We start from the raw sequence: 19,975 nt of genomic DNA, 5'->3' as shown, positions 1-19,975 counted from the left end.
TACATAAAACAGCTATTCCTAAAGTATCGCATTAGGAATAGCCTCAATAAAAAATATCTTATCTAGCTTAAAAATTAAATTTGACATTTTCAATTTCTGTATTCTCGATTACTAACCCTTCAATCTTAATATTTTCTAATTTTATTTCCTTATTTGAGCTAATCGCGTCTAAGATACCTAAAAAATTCTCCGCTAATTTTTTAATGGTTTCCATTTTATACAAACTACTCGCATATTCAAATTCAAAAAACAACTCTTTTTTTCCTTTTTCTACAAATAAGGTTAAATCAAATTTCGAAATTTTATTTCTATATTCAACAGGCGTCATTTTCAAATTCCCCATTATACTTTCATTGATTTGAGATTCTTGAAAAGCTAACATTGTAGAAAATATAGGGTTTCTCCCTAAGTCTCTCTTAATTTTTAACTTATCAATAATCATATCAAACTGATAATCTTGATTATCATACGCTTTAATTAACTGTTCTTTAATCTCTGACAAAAATTCTGTAAAGCTTTTTTTCTCAATAGGGAAACTTCTAATTGCAATAGTATTTGCAAACATACCAATGATATTTTTCAAATCAGAATGTGTCCGCCCTAAAATAGGCATTCCTACAATTATATCGTGCTGCGAGGAACATTTTGATAACAAAATACTATAAGCTGCAGACAAAATCATGTACAATGTCGTATCTGTTTCTAAACTTAAATTGTCTAAACGTTGCTTTAATTCATTTCCTCCTTCAAAAATAAAACTATTTCCTTCAAAACTTTGTATAATTGGTCTAGGAAAATCCGTAGGCATATCTAATACTGGAAGATCCCCTGAAAGTACATCTAACCAATATTTTTCTTGTATACTTGCAGCACTTGTCTTTAAAAACTCATTCTGCCAATAAACGAATTCTTTATATTGAATAGGGTTTTCCTGTAACAGTTTTCCTTGATATAATTCCGATAACTCCTGCAGTAAAATATTGACTGAATATCCATCTGAAATCAAATGATGCATATCTGTTAAAAGCACATGTTTATGACTACTTAAGCGAATGATCTTAACTCTTACTAAAGGTGCTTTACTTAAGTCAAAAGGTTCAATAAATTCATCAATTATATTTTCCAGTTCGACATTCAGCTTCCTTGATAGATTAGAACATAAATGTTCATCTAAAACAGAATAACTAATTTCTATATCCACGTCTCCCTGAATTCGTTGTTTAGGCACACCATCTACTACTTCAATAGATGTTTGAAATGCCTCATGTCTCTTTACAATCTCACAAAAAGCTTTTTCCAATTTATCCAGATTGATTTCACCTTCTAGTAAGGTTGCTCTTGGCATATTGTAACTAGTTCCAATCCCCTCCATCTGTTGTAGTGTATATATCCTTTTCTGGGCTGAAGAAAGGTCGTAATATTCGCACTTTTCCACAGGTTGTAATGACACATACTTATTTTCAGATCTTTTCTTTATATGCTTACTTATACCTCTTACTGTTGGTGCTTTAAACGCTTCTCTTAACGATATATCTACACTAAACTTTTTATGAATTTCTGCCATTAAAAGCATTAACGACAATGAGTTTCCACCCATTTCAAAAAACGAGTCATTCATACTAATTTGCTTAACATTAAGAGTTTCTTCCCACATTTGTGCAACAGTTTTTTCAATTGGATCCTCAGGCAGTTCATAATTAGTTTTTATCAATAATTCATCCTTAATTTCTGGGAGTGCTTTAACATTTAGCTTACCATTTGGAGTCAAAGGAATTCTATCTAACTTAATAAAGATAGAGGGCATCATGTAGTAAGGAATCTTACTTGAAAGGTATTCCCTTATTCCCCACCCATTCTCATTCTCTTTCAACACAATATAAGCACATAGTATATTATTATTTTCTTTATCTTTTTTTGGAACAACAATTGCATCAAGTATCATATCATGTTGCAACAGTACTGAATTTATTTCTTCTAACTCCACTCTATATCCTCGAATTTTTAATTGATTGTCGATTCTTCCGAGAAATTCTACTTCTTGATGGCATGTGAGCCTCCCTAAGTCTCCCGTTCTATAGAGTTTGATTTTTTCATGTCCCAAAGGTGAAACCGTAATAAACTTTTCGCTATTTAAATCAATTTGATTCAAATAACCTTCTGTCACTCCTACTCCCCCAATACAAATTTCACCAGCCATTCCAAGTGGAACAAGTTTTTGACCTCTATCCAAAATGAATATTTTCGTGTTATCTACTGGTTTTCCAATAACCGTTCCCTTGGATACAAGGTCAAAATCAGTAGCATTAAATTTATGAAATAGAGCGCCAATAGTAGTTTCTGTAGGTCCATAGTGATTCATAATTACAGTTTGCGGATACACCCTATTAAACTTACTAATATCAGCTGACTTCACTTCTTCACCGCCCAATACGATTAACCTTAGCGCCATGCAATTCTCATAATCTTCAACCATACGATGGTTAACTAAATAATTAAATAGTGAAGGAGTCAGTTTTATATAACTGATCTTTTTCTCTTTCAAATATGTGATAAGGGTTTCTGGGAGCATATAATGTTCTTTTGGAATTAAATGTAACTCACACCCATTTAATAAAGCTGTATACAAACTTGTATATCCTAAATCAAATGCGAAGGAAGATAATAGTAGTGTTTTATCCCTATGCGTTATACTTGCTTCTCGTGTGAACCATGAAATATAATTTACCAAGCTTTGATTCTTAATCGGTACCCCTTTTGGGAGCCCAGTGGTACCAGATGTATAAATAATATATATTGGATTATCAACTGTACTTCTTTCCTCTATATTTGAAGGACATTCAAAAAATAAGCTCTTATCTTCCAATTCCATAACCTCACAAGTAAAATCATTAGAAGTTACTAAGTGAGACTGGGTCAAAAGAAGAATTGTATCACTGTCTTCAATCATGCTATTTATTCGTTCTAATGGAAACTCCGGATCAAGAGGTAAATAAATTGCCCCGCTTTTAATAATACTCCATAGTCCAATGATCATTTCAATAGAAGGCTCAGCTAATAAAGCGATTACTGTATCACTTCCTGCCCCCTTCTTTATCAAGTGTTTAGCTAATTGATTTGCTTTATCATTTAATTCCTTATAAGTTATCGTTCTCTGTCCAAACACTACAGCAGTACGATTCGGATGTTTTTCCACCAGTTCTTCAAATATACGTTTAATCGTTTTTTCTTCTGGATACAAAGTATCAGTATTATTAAAAACACCTATTCTATTTTTTTCTTTCATGGTTACTAGATCAATTTCCTCAATTGGAATAGTAATGTCCTCTATGATAGTATCAATAATTTTAACGAAATGTTCCGCCATTCGTTCAATCGTCTCTTTACGGAACAAACCTGTACTATATTCAAATATAAAACGAAGTTGTCCATCCTGCTCAGTTACTTTCAGCTCTATATCAAATTTAGATGTACGATTCGTATACTCGTACGGTTTAATTTCAAAATCACCTATTTCCGCCCTTACTGCATCAACATTTTCAAAAGCAAACATCACATCAAACAGAGGATGACGATTCACATTTTTTTGCAATTGTAGCTTATCAACGAGCATCTCAAATGAATACTCCTGATGTTCGAGAGCTTGAAGTGTGTGGCTTGCAACTTCTTTCAAAAAATCCTCAAACCGTTTCTCTGAAGTAGGATAATTTCTGAGCGCAAGTGTATTAACAAACATACCTACCACATTCTCTAATTCAGAATTCAGTCTTCCTGCTACCGGGCTTCCAATTATAATGTCTTCTTGTCCGCTATATTTAAACAATAGTATATTGAATGCCGAAAGTAATAATGAGTACAGAGTAGCTCCTTTTCGGCTTGAGATTTCATTTAATTTAGATGTATAATATGCATCCAAATTAACTTGAACTACATCACCTTCAGACATTGGCTCATCTAATCTTGGATAATCAGTTGGTAAATTGAGTAATGGTATTTCTTTTGAAAATATTTCAAGCCAGTACAGTTCTTTTAGTTTCCAGTTCCCGGATTCTATCATTTTGTTTTGCCAGTTTGAAAAATCTTTGTATTGAATTCTTACGTCTGGCAAATTATTTTTTTGATAAAGAGATGCAAACTCTCTAATTAAAATTCCCATTGATAAACCATCGGATATAATATGGTGCATATCATAAACAAGCAAATATTTCGATGATGGTAGCACCTCCACAATTGCTGCTCTGAACAAGGGCCCTTTCTCTAAATCAAATGGTCTAATAAATGTTTCAACAACACTCTCAAAATTTTGTTCATCTGCATACAAGTGTTGCATATTCCATTCAGGATTTTGATGGATTTTTTGAACTATTTTCCCTTGTACTTGTTTAAATGATGTTCGCAAGCTTTCATGGCGATTAATTAAAGCTTGCAATGCCTTTTCTATCTGTACTATATTAACTTCCCCTTCAAGAAATACTGCTCCGGTAATATTATAGTTTGTAGATGCATCATTCAATTGACTAACAATATACATACTTTTTTGTGCTGGAGAGACTTCATAATACTCCTGTGGTGGTGCTAAACGAATCGCTTCATATGTTTCTTTTTTCCCCATCATTTCTTCAATGATTACAGCCAATTCCTTAATAGTAGGAAATGCAAATATATTTCCAAGTGGAAGTTCAACTTCAAATTCCCTATGAATTTCAGAAACAAGTGTTATTGCTTTTAATGATTGTCCCCCAATTTCAAAGAAATGATGATTAATACCTACACCATCAATCCCCAGTATCTTTCTCCAAATACTTACAAGTTTTTGTTGTATCGTATTATAAGGTTTTTGATACTCTTCATCAAACTCTACTTTAATCTCCATATTTTCTAGGGACTTCCGATCAATTTTTCCATTCGGACTGAGCGGAAGACTTCCTAGTTGAATAAAATAAGAAGGAATCATATATTCAGGAAGTTTCTTCCGCAAAAACCCCCTTATACTGCATTGATTATTTGTACCATGCGAGGGGGAATCATAGAATGCAACAAGATACTTATCATTTGCTACTCCATTCTTCACGACAACTATAGAGTTTTTTATGTTATCACATTTGTTTAACACAACTTCAATCTCTCCTATATCAATTCGATGCCCTCGTATTTTTGTTTGGTCATCCTTCCGCCCCAGAACCTCAATGTTACCATCGCAAAGTAATTTCCCCATATCTCCTGTTTTATAAAGCATTTTTCCATAATTATGATAATACGGATCTCGAATAAACTTATCCTTCGTCAACTTAGAATTGTTAATATAACCTCTAGCTAAAGGTATGCCACCTATGAATATTTCCCCCTTCACTCCAATCGGCAAAGGGTGCATGTTCTCATCAAGGATATAAATGCGCCTGTTAGCAAGTGGTTTTCCCACGGGAATAACTTTTAAGTCGGCACTTTTAGTTCCTTTTCCAGACACTTCATATAAAGTACTTGTCATCGCCGTTTCAGCAGGTCCATATGCATTTAACAAAATAATATCTTCTAAAGGTAACTGTTCCCACATCCCTACTTTCTCCGCTGGCATTTGTTCCCCACCAACTATGACGAGTCTGAGGTTACTATCTGGAATTATTTCTGGTCTTGTATACCATTCTTGTACAATTTCGCCCCAATAATTTGTAGGTAGATTAACAACTGAGAGTCCAAGTTCAACACATTTCTGAGAAAACTGATAAGGAGTCCATATATTCTTATCACGCAAAACAAGAGAACTTCCTGCCGCTAGTGTTGTAAAAATCTGTTCAAGTGAAATATCAAAACTTATCGAAGAAAACTGAAGAACACGATCCTCCGGTGTCAGCTCATAACGTTTGCAAATATCAATGGAGTGGCTTACAACTGCTTCATGAGACATCATTACACCTTTTGGTCGACCAGTAGAACCCGAAGTATAGATGATATATGCCAAATTCTGGGGTTCAATTCTAACACTCGGTTGGTTTTTTGGTTCTTCGAGCACTGAATCCCATTCTATATCAAGACAAACAGTATGCCCCTGATAATCTCTAATCTTCGACTGTAAATTATTTTGGGTGAGTAATATAGGTACTTGGGCATCTTTCAACATCAAATTTATTCTTTCGCCAGGATAATCCATATCTATAGGTAGAAAAGCTCCACCAGCTTTTAAAACAGCTAAAATTCCTACAATCATTTTAGGTGAACGTTCAACATACACTCCCACAGGTATTTCAGGCCCTACTCCTAATTTAATGAGCTTATGCGCTAACTGGTTTGAAAGTATATCTAATTCTGTGTAAGATACACTTTCATTCCCCTGTATAACAGCAGGTTTGTTTAGATTTAATTTTACTTGATCAGTAAATAAATCCTGGAAACATTGATTCTTAGGATAATCCAATGAAGTAGAATTATTATCACTTAAAATATGTGTAAGTTCTTTCTCAGAAATCATTGAGATATTCTCTAACTTACCATCTTCGCTAACAAGCATTTCCCACAAAATATTGATTAAATGTGAAAGTATCTGATTTGCTTCTGTTTCATTTAAAAAGGAACTATTGAATAGTAGCTTCAATTGAAGCTTTGGTTGTAGATTACAATAAACAACCAAAGGATAATCCATTTGTTCATCTATACGTACTGATTTCACTTGTAATGAACCAATTCCGTCTTTCAATTTCACATCGAATGGATAGTTTTCAACAATTACAATACTCTCATACAAATCATATAAGGCAGAGCTTCTTGGCATATCAATCCAACTTCTTATATCAACGAGTGAGGTATATTCATATTGACGCATTTCAACCTGCTTCAGTTGTACATCTTTAAGCCATTTAATCAAATTTACATTTTTATTTATCTTTACCCTAAAAGGAAGAGTATTCATAAAGCAACCAATTATTGAATCCGAACCTTCTAACTCAGCTGGACGCCCTGATGAAGTTACCCCAAAAATAATATCTGTTTCTTGGGAGTAGCGATTTAAAAGAATTGCCCAAGCCCCCTGAATCATAGTATTTAGTGTAATCCGATTCTTTCTAGTAAAGTCTTGAATTATCTGCTGTTTGTCTTCAGACACTTCGTATACTACATCTCCAAAAGCAGATAACTGATTTGAATTTTTTGCAGGAAAAATATTATTGAATCGTATAGGTGTTTTAAATCCATCTAACTCGGTTCTCCAAAATTGTTCCGCTTTCTTCTTGTCTTGCCTACGTAACCAGTCGATATAATCTTTAAATGAATATACATGTCCAAATGTTATCTTTTCGTCAACGCATAACGCTTCATAACACTGACCCAGTTCCTTAAAGAGGATGCTATTACACCAACCATCTAACTGAAGGTGATGATGCGTCCATACTACATCATAGGCATACTCGTCTTGCTTAATGACCAAAATTCTCATAAGTGGTGGTTTTGAAAGGTCGAATCCCTTCTTACGATCTTCCTCAATAAGTTGTTCTAACTTTTGCAATCCTTCAGATTTCGAAACATTTGTCCAATCTAAAACTTGAAAAGGGATTTTCAGATTTTTATGAACAATCTGTACAGGTTCTTCTAGTCCTTCCCAATGATATGATGTTCTTAAACTTTCATGTCTATCTAAAAGTTTTTGCCAAACCTTTTCAAATATCTCAATATCTAGTTTTGATTTTATTGAAAATATTGTTTGCTCCACAGTTACTGACGATTTTGGTGAATAGATATGATGAAAAACCATACTTTGTTGTACAGGTGAAAGCATGTATATATCTTCTATATTTTTATATACCTCAAGCCATTCATCAATTTTCTTTTGATCTATGGAGACAAGTGGGAAATCTGAAGGCGTCAAATATGTACCTTCTTTTGTTTGACAGTGGTCAATTATATCCTTCAAATTGTTGACGAAGTCCTTTGCCAAGCCTTGAATGGTTTCAACTAAATGACTATTCGTACTATATTTCCATTCTACACATAATTTTTTATCAACGATCATACATTCAATTTCAAGCAAGTGACTTCTAATTCCATTCAAATCACGGGTTGGTCCTGTATTCACATCCGATATATTAAATAACTGCTGTTTTTTAATTGCTTGTTCGAACTGTCCTAAATAATTAAAGCTTATTTGTGCCCTTTTCCTAGACGAAATTTGCCCTTGCATCTCTTTCTCTGCTAAGTAATATAAAATTTCATAACCAATTCCACCATTTGGTATAGCACGATACCGCTCTTTTACTTGCTTCAATATTTCTGCTATGCCCTTCTCTTTTTCAATGTCGCCCATAACAATAGGATATACACAAGTAAACCATCCTATAGTTCTTGAAGTGTCGTACTCTTTTAACAAAGGATTCCTACCATGGCCCTCCAAATCAACTAGTGTTTCACCACTCCAATTTGCTAATGTACTAGAAAGTGCGGAAAGCAGAATATCATCAATTCTCATTTTAAATAATTGATACGTGTCATGCAGTAAATACTTTGTTTCTTTCTCCGTCAACATAAAAGAAAGTGTACGAGCAGATTTTTCATCATTTCTCCCCCCTTCCATGTCAATAGGTATAGTATTTACAGAAGAAGAGACATTGTTCTTCCAAAAAGCAAGTTCATCTTTTAATTGATTGGAATAAGCATATTCATAGAGATGCTCAGACCATTTTTTAAAAGAGAGGCCTTTCACTGGAAGTTGAACAGATCCACTATTTGTAAGCTGTTCATATATCATCTGTAGAGTGTCCAGCATAAGTCTCCATGAATATCCGTCTATTACAAGATGATGTACTGTTATAAACAACCTTCCTTTTTCCTGATCCCCAGAATCAAAATATGCAACTTTAATTAATGGACCATCTGTAATATTTAATTCATACTGCAATTTTGATAAAATTTCATGCATATGACTATTATTAAAATCATGTAATTCAAATAACACATTCTCATCGGACTCTGAATAAACTTGAATCCATTCTCCAGCCCTTTGATAATAACGGAGCCTAAAACTATCATGATAATTTGTAAGTATACGAAAACTTTCATGCAACAAATTCGGATTTATACCTGCTCGTGTTTCCAATAGCACAGATTGATTCCAATGATGATAATTTTCCAAATCTTGCTCAAAAAACCACTTTTGAATCGGTGTAAGAAGCACTTCTCCAGTCTCAGGTTCTTCTATTTGATCTTCACTATAGCTTTCTTTAATATCTGCAATACAATCCGCCAGTTCTGCTATCGTTTGGTTCTCAAACATCTGACTCACGGTAATCTCTATACCCTTTTGAAGCGCTTTACCTACTATTTGAATACTTAAAATTGAGTCTCCTCCCAACTCGAAGAAGTTATCATGTATACCAATTTCCCCCTGATGTAGACCCAATACTGCAGACCATACCTCTACTAGTTCTTCTTGAACTTTATTTTTTGGAGCAACGTAACCTTTATAAGTATGAATTTGAGGAGCCGGTAAGTTCCTTCGATCAAGCTTTCCTATTGAAGTTAAGGGCAGACTCTCTAGCTGAATATAGTATGATGGAAGCATATAATCTGGTAATTCTTTTGCTAAAAATCCCTTAAGTTCCTCCATGTTAACCTGAACATGGGAAACGATATATGCACAGATAACTTTTTTCCCATTATTAATTTCCCAATCAATTACAGCAACATCTTCAATGTAGTTCCTTTTTAATATTAAATTATGAATTTCTGAAAGTTCAATCCGATACCCTCTGATTTTCACCTGATGATCCTCTCTTCCAAGAAACTCGATTTCTCCGTTTGGAAGCCATCTTCCTAAGTCCCCTGTTTTATACATACGATCATTTGGATTAAAGGGATCATTCATAAACTTTTCATTTGTAAATTCTGGTAGATTCAAATACCCTCTTCCTACACCGTCTCCAGCAATATACAACTCACCAGGAACACCTATTGGACTAATATTTTTATCTTTATCTAATATATAACATCTAACATTTGAAATCGGCCGCCCTAAAGAGACGGTATTTTCTGAACATTCAACACTTAAAGCATCCACTGTTGTTTCTGCTGGACCATAATTATTATATAATTTATATCCTCTATCAATCAGTGCATCTTTTAATGATTCTTCTAGTCTTTCTCCCCCTGAAATAACTGTGTGTAAACTCTGTAATTTGCGATCATGACATAATAATTCTTTTAATACAGTCGGTATGAAATTAATAATATGAATTTCATGTTGATCAACATAATCACAAAAATGCTTCTTATTTAAAATTAAATTCTTTTCGGCTATATGTAATGTCGCTCCATAAAGTAATGTACCGAAAAAATCCTCAATACTCGGATCAAACACATAATTTGTTAGTTGTAATAGATTTGTTTTTTCCGTTATATTAAATGTTTTTCCAAACCACTGAACAAGATTAACAACATTTCGATTTTCTATCATTACACCTTTAGGTTTTCCTGTAGTACCTGAAGTATACAAAACCGTAAATAAATCATTCGGACTAAGGTTTACTTTCGGTAGAAGAGTCTCACCCGAAAATTTTCTACTATTATCCAATATAAAAACACACTCATTGTTGAATTTTCCAATTACATAGTCGTTTTTATTAATTACATCCTTACTGGTCAATATGAACTTTGTTTGACTATCCTGTATCATATACATTTTCCTTGACTCTGGATATTCTGGATCAATTGGCAAGTATGCAGCTCCGACTTTTAAAATAGCAATTATCCCTATTAGCATTTCAATTGATGGATCCGTCATGATTCCAATAATCTCACCCTTTTTCACTCCTTTTCTAAGCAGTTCATTTGATAAGTTATTGGATATGTTATTTAATTCTTCATAAGTCATAGTCCTATTTTTATATACAATCGCAACATTATCCGGGGTTTTCATCGCTTGTTGCTCAAACAACTGACTAATCGTCAACTGATGTGAATATGTTTTACGAGTATTATTAAATTCCAAAAGGATTTGTTTTTTCTCTTCAATAGATACGATATCAATCTCTTCTATTTTTTTATGAGGATTTTTTATGACTGCTTCTGCAATTTTAGTAAAATGTTGAGCTAAACGCTCAATTTTAGATGATTCATATAATTGTTCGTTGTAACTGAAACATATCTCAATATCTTTGTGCAAACTTATACTAATAGATAAGCCATAATTAGTCATTTCAAAGGTGGAATATGAGTTCAAAGCGATTCTATTTTTGTTTGTCAGTATCGTCTGATCTAAAGGGTAGTTTTCAAAAACAACAATAGTATCAAAAAGATCGATTTCCGTATCCAATTCACTATATTTTTTTATATCTACTAAAGATGATGTCCCATACAATTCCCAATCCTGCAATGTCTTATTTAACTTTTTGATAAGTTCTATAGATGTTTCGCCAGAATCCTTTTTAACTCTTAATGGAACTGTATTTATAAATAGGCCTACCATTTCTTCAATCCCATTAAATGTTCCTGCTCTACCCGAAATAGTTGCGCCAAAAATAATGTCATCGATATTATGATTCTTTTGTAGCACAATTCCCCATAAACTATAAACAAGGGCGGCAAGAGTAACTTCATTTCCCTTCGCAAATCCTTCCAACTTATCCCTTGAAAATCGAATGCGATACTGATGATCTTTTCGAATTGATTTATGTTTCTTTTTTGTTACTTCCAAACTATTTTGCGAGTTAAATCCTTTTAAATACTCTTGCCAAAATACTTTCTGACTTTCTTTATCCTGTTTTTGAATATATTTAATAAAATCTTTATATTTTTTTTTAGTAGGCAGATTGTAAGTTTCTGATTCACTAAGGCATCGATATGCGTTTAGGAATTCTTTTAAAATAATTCCATTACTCCAGCCATCATATATAATATGATGATTACTTATAATCATTTCATGTCTTTCTTCTGCTAATATGCACAAAGTAACCCTAAATGGTATTTCTCGAAGATCAAACTTTTTTTCACGATCTTTAACTTTTATCTCTTCTAGTAAAATATTTTTTTCACTTTCACTCTTGTGTGTAAGATCAATTATTTTAATATGAGGGGTATGTTCTTTCAATACTATTTGAACAGGAGTTTTCACTTTTTCCCAACGAAATAGTGTACGTAACTGCTCATTTGTTTGGACAACCGCGTCCCAAGCTTTCGTAAACAATCCTGCATCAACACTACCTAAAATCCCCAAACATATCTGTTCAAAATACTCATCACTTTGAGGATTTTTTAAGTAGTGAAATAACAACCCTTCCTGCATTGGTGTTAAACCAAGAATATCTTCCAAATTTTGTTTATCCAATTTTATCATCATTGAGCTCCTCCTTGAGACAATCAAATGAATCTAAATAATTATGCTTCTTCATATTTTCTATAATTTCTCCTCTTTCCATCTTGATAACTTTATCCGCGATATGAAAGTACCTATCATCATGAGTAATAGCAATGATAGCTTTTCCTTTTCCCTTTAATTCAGCCAATAGTTCTGTATAGAAAAAATGTCTAAATTCAGGGTCTTGATCTGCCGCCCATTCATCAAATAGATAAATAGATTTATCCTCTAAATAGCTAATTAATAGTGCTAGTCTTTTTCGTTGTCCTGTTGAAAGTTTAGTTGTACTAAATTCTCCATTTTGAATTTGTACTTTTTCATCGATACGTAATATTTTCAAATATTTTTTTATTTCTTCTTCCTTTGAGCTATAGTCAATACCATAGACTTTTGTAAACAAATAAAAATCACTAAATATTGCGGAATATAGCTCTCTTAACTGTTCCTGATTTATTTCTTGATTGTTAACAAATATGTTTCCGCTATTTGCAGAATATAAACCTGTAATTAGTTTAGCAAGAGTTGATTTACCACTACCATTGCCACCGGTTATAAATACAACCTCTCCTGATTTAAGTTCAAAATTAATTGGCCCAACTTGAAAAGCTTCTCCATGTTCACTTTCGTATTGATATACTACCTCTTTAATCTCCATGTTTATTTTACTTTGAGGTATCAAAGTACTGTTTACGTCTGTCTTATTAGTTTCGGTTTTTAAATACCTTGAAAAATCATTTATTCTCTTCCAACTAATTTTCATTTGAATCGCATTAGGGATCGTATTGAGTATACTATGTAGAGGTCCTGTCATATAAAGAAAAACAAAAACATAGCTTCTTAAAAACTCACTCTGTACCCCTTTAAATAAAAGCGGAAATAAAAATGTAACAGCCCCAATTACCATAACAAACAGCAATTCACCAATAATAAAAACATTAGCAAACTTAAGACCACCTTGAATCCGCTTATCCTTATAATCCTCACAGCTCTCTTGCATCCCTTGTCCAAACTCTTCTCGTTTTGACTTTCCTATGCTTAACTCTTTATAACCGCCAATGAGATCGTTTATATATCTAAAAAAAGTGTTTTGGATGTTTCTTGTTTGTTCCCAAAGATTATTAGCTGATTTTCCAGCTACATAATACATACCTGCTGCAACCAAAATAACTGCAATAGAAACAAGCAGTCCATAAACATTAATTACTCCCAAATAAACCAAACAACATAAAAGTGTAATTGAATCAGTCAAACCAGTAATGATGGTGGCAGCATAATTACTGATAGCTTCTGTATCATTATTTAAGGTGGTTTGAATTCTTTCTGACTCTATTTTTTCAATTTTTTCATAAGGATTTTTTAATATATCGTTAATTAACTGGATTCTTTTTTCATAAATCAGATTATTCGTAATGGTAATCAACTGCGTCCGTACCAATTTTTGCGCTAATACATAAGTAATAATTCCTAGCAAAAAATATAAAAACAAACTATTGTTGCTTGAATAATTACTTCTAGTTAAAGCTTCATTAATAATAAAAATAATCATCGCATTTCCAAAACCACTGGTTACACTCAACACAAAAATCGGAAAAAAATTTTTCTTATTATGCAAAGGAAAAACAGTTATTAAAGATAAATATAGGCAGAACAGTACAATACTAATTAAAGTAGCCCATACCGCAAAACTCATACTGATAGGTAACCAAACATTAACAAAATCCCAAGAAAGTCTCCCGAAAAATACAAATGGAATTTTATAAAGGGCATACCCAGCTAAGAACGCAAATAGAAACGTTATAAAGGGAATACAAATACTTTTAAATTTATTTTTTTCCAACTTCCTTTTTTTCTTATACACCTGAATCATAACTATGAAAATGAAGTATAGAGTAATAATTGAAAAAGGAACCATAAACAAAAGTACAGTAACAGAAAAGGCATCAATACTCTTATACGTATCTTTACCGTTTGTCACCACACTCTCCCCCACAAGTGTGTCCATAATAGCCTGGCCAATATTTTGAGTGTAATCGGAGTTCATGTTAGCCATCACCGCAACTCCTAACTTCTCTTGAGGATGAAATACAACGAAAGAAGAGAAATTCGGATTACTTCCTGCATGTGATATTTCACCAGGACCATTTTGAAAAACTTGCCACCCTCCGGCATAAGAAGAGCCATCCTCAGATGGTGGAACTGATCTGTTTGGTATATGTGTACTATAAATTGCCTTTTGCTGATCATCACTTAGTCCATATATCCCAAGCTGCATACGAAGCCACTTTTCCATGTCTTCATTATTTGAGATAAAATAACCTGCGGGTGTATTTCCTCGATAAATAGGTGCATTAAACTCTATAGGCTTTAAAAAACCTATTTTATATCCCTTTGACATATCATATTTAGCGACATCTTTTCTAAACAAAAAAGTATTACCCATATTAAATTGGTTTAATATATTATTCTGAACGTATTGTTCAAAAGATTGATTGGTAACTTTTTGTATAACTAATCCTAGAATATCGTAGTTAATACTGGCATAATTGAATTGCTCTCCTGGATATGTCTCCAATTTTTGATTTAATATTTCTCTAACTGTATTTTCCAACGCATCATTGTCATTTGAGATAGGTATGTCCCCAATGGTATGAAAAGGGATCCCACTCGTATGATATAAAAGCTGTTCAAGAGTTATTTCAACATTTTTATTAAGTTGTTGTCCTTTATAATTACCTTCATATATCATTTGAAACCACTGCAAATATTTGCTAACAGGGTCCTTTAAATCAATTAACCCCTTTTGAACAAGTTGATATATTGCGAGAGCTGTAAACGCCTTACTGTTCGAACCGATTTCAAATAATGTTTTTTCCGTTACACGTTGCTTTGTCTCAAGATTTGAATAGCCAAAACTTTTTTTATATACAGCTTGATCACCTTTGACTACTATCACTGACATTCCAGGAATTTTGGCTTCTTGCATTTGTTTTTTTATAAGCGAGTCTAGTTGTTCTTTATCGTTTTCCGTAAACATTCTATCATTCTCTGCATTTGCTATTTGAATCCCAAATAGCATCTGTACATTTAATAATATTACAAGGGTAATCAAAACAATTTTTACTCTCATCATGATTGAATGACTCCTCTCTAATATCATATATTAAATATATTTTCAAGATCTTCACTCGAGAGGTTTGCCGTTTCAAAATCAGATGGGGTGAATTCAGCATGTTTTCTCTGACAACAATGTTGAATCAAATCTCTCAATTGATTCATATACTCCATGAAAAATTGCGATATTGTTTCTTGTTTAAATTTGTTTTTGCTATACGTAATCGACAAATTCAACTTTTTATCTACTGTATACGCAACGATATCTAGCAAACAATCCATCTCATTTTTATTGCTGTTATCTTGACCGGAATTTTCATACGCAAATTCAAAAATTCCATTGGAAAATGTAGCATTAAAATCACCTAAATAGTTAAAACGAACATATTTTCGAGATTCGGAACTTAATTCCTTCGAAATATACTTTAAAACTCCATAATTTAGACCTTTACTTGGAACGCTACGCAATTGCTCTTTTAATTGTTTAATTTGTTGTGATATATCTACATCCTCAAATTGTAACCGAATTGGAAATAGACTCGTAAACCATCCAATAGTTCGCGATACATCAATTTCATCATTTAATTCTTCACGCCCATGCCCTTCAATTTCAATAATCACATCATTTGTTTTAATATACTTAGCCATTACCAATGATAGCGCTATAATCATTAGTTCATTACCTTTTGTTCGATAAGCTTCATTTGCTTTTTGTAACAGCTGCATAGTTTCTTCTTCTGTTAACTTCTTAATCATTTTCTCGCAAAATTCCATACGATCCAATCCTAAATCAAAATCATGAAATGAATTCTCTTCATATTGATATACATGCTCCCAGTATCGCTTTTCTGATTCTGGAATTTTTTTACTCATTCTCTTTAACTCAATTGCCCAATCCTGTACCGAATTATCTTTTGGCGGCAAAGAAGTTTTCTGCTTATTTTCTATCTGTTTATATAATTGATTTATATCTTCAAAAATAATTCGCCAAGATATACCATCAACAGCTAAATGATGAGCTGTCATCAATAGTCTTTTACCAAAATCACCTAAATCAAATATACAAACTTTAAGAAGAATTTCATTTTCAATATTAAAGCTCGATTTCAATATTTCTCCAATACTAGCAATACGAATACTTTGCTCTGTTTTTGATAATTCAGATAAATCAAATGATTCTATTTTTATTTTTTTATTGTAATTATTTTGATTATAAAATAATTCCTTCGTTTCCATCCGGTAACTCAAGCGAAAAGCGTCGTGATGACAAACTAATAAGTTAAATGCCGATTCAAGTATGCCAACCTCAACGTCATCCTTTACTTTGACTAACACTGACTGTGTATAATGGTTTATATTGTTCAAATCTTGCGAAAAAAACCATGAGATAGATGGTATCGTTTCAATACTACCAACACATTGTTGATTACTCTTCTGCTCTTTTGTGCTAGTCATTTCTAAATATAAAATCATATCTTCAATAACTGGATTAGCCAAAATATCCTTTGTTTTTATTTTAATTCCTTTCTCACGTATCTTAGAAGAAATTTGAATTGCTTTAATGGAATCCCCGCCTAGGTGATAGAAGTTGTCTCTTATACTTACTTTTTCAACATTTAATACTTCACGTATAATACCTACTAAATCACTTTCTATCTCACCTTCAGTTTTTTTCTCTATTTTAACTTCAGGTTTCGGCAAGGCCTCTCTATCCAGCTTTCCGTTAAACGTCAACGGTATTTCTTTCAACACAATAAAATACGAAGGAATCATATAAACTGGTAAGATCTCTTTTAAGAATCTAAATAGTTCGGATGTCTTCACCTTAGCATTCTCAGTATAGTAGGCACAAAGATAGCGGTTTCCATCATAATCCTCTTGATCAATCACTACCACTTCCTTAATGCTCGGATATTTTTGCAAGTTTATTTCGATTTCTTTTAGTTCTATGCGGAACCCACGAACTTTTACTTGATCATCTTTCCTTCCCAAATACTCAATCTTATCTCCTTCAATAAATCTAGCTAAATCACCCGATTTATACATCTGCTCTTTTGCCGAATATGGATTTACAATAAATCTCTCTCTTGTTAAATCCTGATTGTTAAAATATCCTCTTGCAACACCTTCCCCAGAAATATAAATTTCTCCAACAACTCCCATTGGTACTGGGCGAAGATCGGAGTCCAACACATATATTTTCATATTTTGTGCAGGTACACCAATAGGGACAGATACCCCTTTATCTTTTTCAATATCGAATTGATGAATCATACATCCTACAACTGTTTCTGTGGGCCCATATTCATTATATATTTTTGTTTCTCTACCTAACTTTTTCTGTATGTTTGCGGCAAGGTCTACTGTTAAATTTTCTCCACCAACAATAATTTTTTTAATTGAACACCCGAAAAAGTCTGAATCTTTCAATAAAGAAAGGTGAGATGGAGTTAATTTAATAATACTTGCTTTTTTTTCTTTAAATATCCTATATAATACATATTCGTTTGCATCAGCAGGATAAATAATAATCTGATTACCACTAATTAATGGGGTAAATATAGTTGTAACAGTAAGATCAAAAGCAAGAGATGAATACAATGGGAAAACTTCATTTTCACTTGCGCCTACATATACTTGATTTGCCCAAGAAATATAATTAACCAATCCTTTCTGTTCAATCATTGTACCTTTAGGGTTTCCCGTAGAACCCGATGTATATATGATGTAAGCAAGGTCAGTCGGCTCACTTCTATTTTTAATATTAGAAGTATCTCCCATATAAATATGAGCTGCATTTATATGGATAACCTCAACCGCATACAAAGAAAGATCCCATTGATGCGAAATATCAAAATTAGTGAACAGAATATTGATATCTGAATCTTGCAGCATATAATTGACCCGTTCAGATGGATATTGTGGATCAATAGGTAAATATACCGCTCCTGCTTTTAAAATTCCTAAAATTCCAATAATTGTTTCTAGAGAATGCGTAGTTGATATTCCTATTACTGTACCTTTTGTTACATTTTTCTTTAATATATATCTCGCTAATTGATTAGATCTATCATTCAATTCACGATACGTAAGTTCCTTATCTTCCAGGCAAATCGCAACTCTATCTGGTGTCCTTTCTACTTGTTCTTCAAAAAGCTGATGGATTGTCTTGTCCTTTGGATACTCCCTATTCGTTGCATTAAATTCATATACCAACTTATCCCACATATCTTCTGGTAAAATTTCTAATTCCATCAACTTTTTATTAGGCGACTCCAACATCTGATTCAGTAAATGACTGATTCCAAGATACATTTGTTCAATTTGCTTTTCTGTATACATATGATCCTTATAATCTATATCTAGATTAAATCCTCCTAATCTAGACCATTCTCGAATAATCAATTGAATTGAATAAATCTGATTCCTATTGTAAAATTCTTCATTTTCTATTGGTGTACCATTAATTTCAGTAGGAAGTTTTGTATTGTAATAGTTAATACATGTATCAAATAAATCACCGTATCCCTTTTTCTTTAATTCCAAATCTTTCACCAATACATCATATGGATATTTTTGATGATAATAACAGCGAACCAATTCACGATTAATGCTTTTTATAAAATCTAAGACTGTCATTTTACTATCAACAGTATGACGAAATGGCATAGTACTTGTTAACATCCCCACAATATTTTTTTCATTTTTCCCCGCTCGATTAAGCACAGGCATTCCAATAATTAAATCATCCTGCCCATTTACTTTATTTAAGTAAATATAATATAGGGCAACAAAGAATGCGTACACAGAAACATTTATGCCAGTAGCAAATTGTTTAATTTCATCCGATTGATTACTTGTTAAAGAATATGTTTTTCTATTTGCCTTTGCACAATCTACTTCGTTCTTCCGCTTCACAATTGGGAGCTTACTAAACTTCTCATTCCAAAAATTTTTATCCTTCATAAATCTTTTTGAAGTTAAATAGGATTCTTCCTTCTCAAGGCAATACATATAGGTACTATTAAGCTGATCTGTTATTTTTTCACCTTTCAAAATTTGAGTGTATGCATTACAAATCTGTTCAGTTAAAAGATTCATAGACCAACCATCAGAAATAATATGATGGACCTTAACGAAATATCCCCCTTCTTTAGTATCTTGTAACTTGAACAAAGCAAAATCAAATAAGTCTTGTTCATTGATATCGAAAGGTTTTGCAGCTTCCTGCTGAACCCAGGCATCTAAATCGTTCTGACTATTAAAAATAGTATATCGAACTTGATATTTATGATATTCCTCCACATATTGATGAACCTTCTCATCCGATTCTACAAATCGATGCCTGATTCCATCATTTTTTTTTATAAAATAATTAATTGCTTTCTCAAGACAAACAAAATCCACTTCTCCTTGTATCTTTACTGTTCCCCCAATATTATGCAATGGCTGATGAGGATTAATTTTCTCCATATACCAAATCCTTTGTTGAGGATGAGTTAGTGAAAAATATTCTCTATACTTCAAATTATCACC

The 19,975-nt window shown here is 32.7% G+C and carries 3 protein-coding genes; all 3 read right to left on the bottom strand.

The window, feature by feature from the left end:
- Nucleotides 1-67: 67 nt before the first annotated feature.
- The 3 genes from NHG49_RS09815 to NHG49_RS09805 are packed head-to-tail and all read right to left on the bottom strand — an operon-like array spanning nucleotide 68 to nucleotide 19,966.
- The gene (locus NHG49_RS09815; RefSeq protein ID WP_308665591.1) at nucleotides 68-12,307 is read right to left on the bottom strand and encodes a non-ribosomal peptide synthetase; all 12,240 of its coding nucleotides are present in this window, start codon (nucleotides 12,305-12,307) and stop codon (nucleotides 68-70) included.
- Nucleotides 12,291-15,458, bottom strand: coding sequence for a cyclic peptide export ABC transporter (locus tag NHG49_RS09810; protein WP_064476380.1), 3,168 nt, complete (start codon nucleotides 15,456-15,458; stop codon nucleotides 12,291-12,293). Before NHG49_RS09810 ends, NHG49_RS09815 begins: the two co-directional genes overlap by 17 nt.
- A 23-nt stretch (nucleotides 15,459-15,481) precedes the next feature.
- A complete protein-coding gene (locus NHG49_RS09805; RefSeq protein WP_081257370.1) occupies nucleotides 15,482-19,966 on the bottom strand; it encodes a non-ribosomal peptide synthetase in 4,485 nt (1,494 codons plus the stop codon).
- Nucleotides 19,967-19,975: the final 9 nt, after the last annotated feature.

Origin of the sequence: Bacillus sp. IBL03825, assembly GCF_024712505.1 — a bacterium.
GTDB lineage: Bacteria > Bacillota > Bacilli > Bacillales > Bacillaceae_G > Bacillus_A > Bacillus_A wiedmannii.
This window is presented reverse-complemented; position numbering and strand designations above follow the sequence as displayed.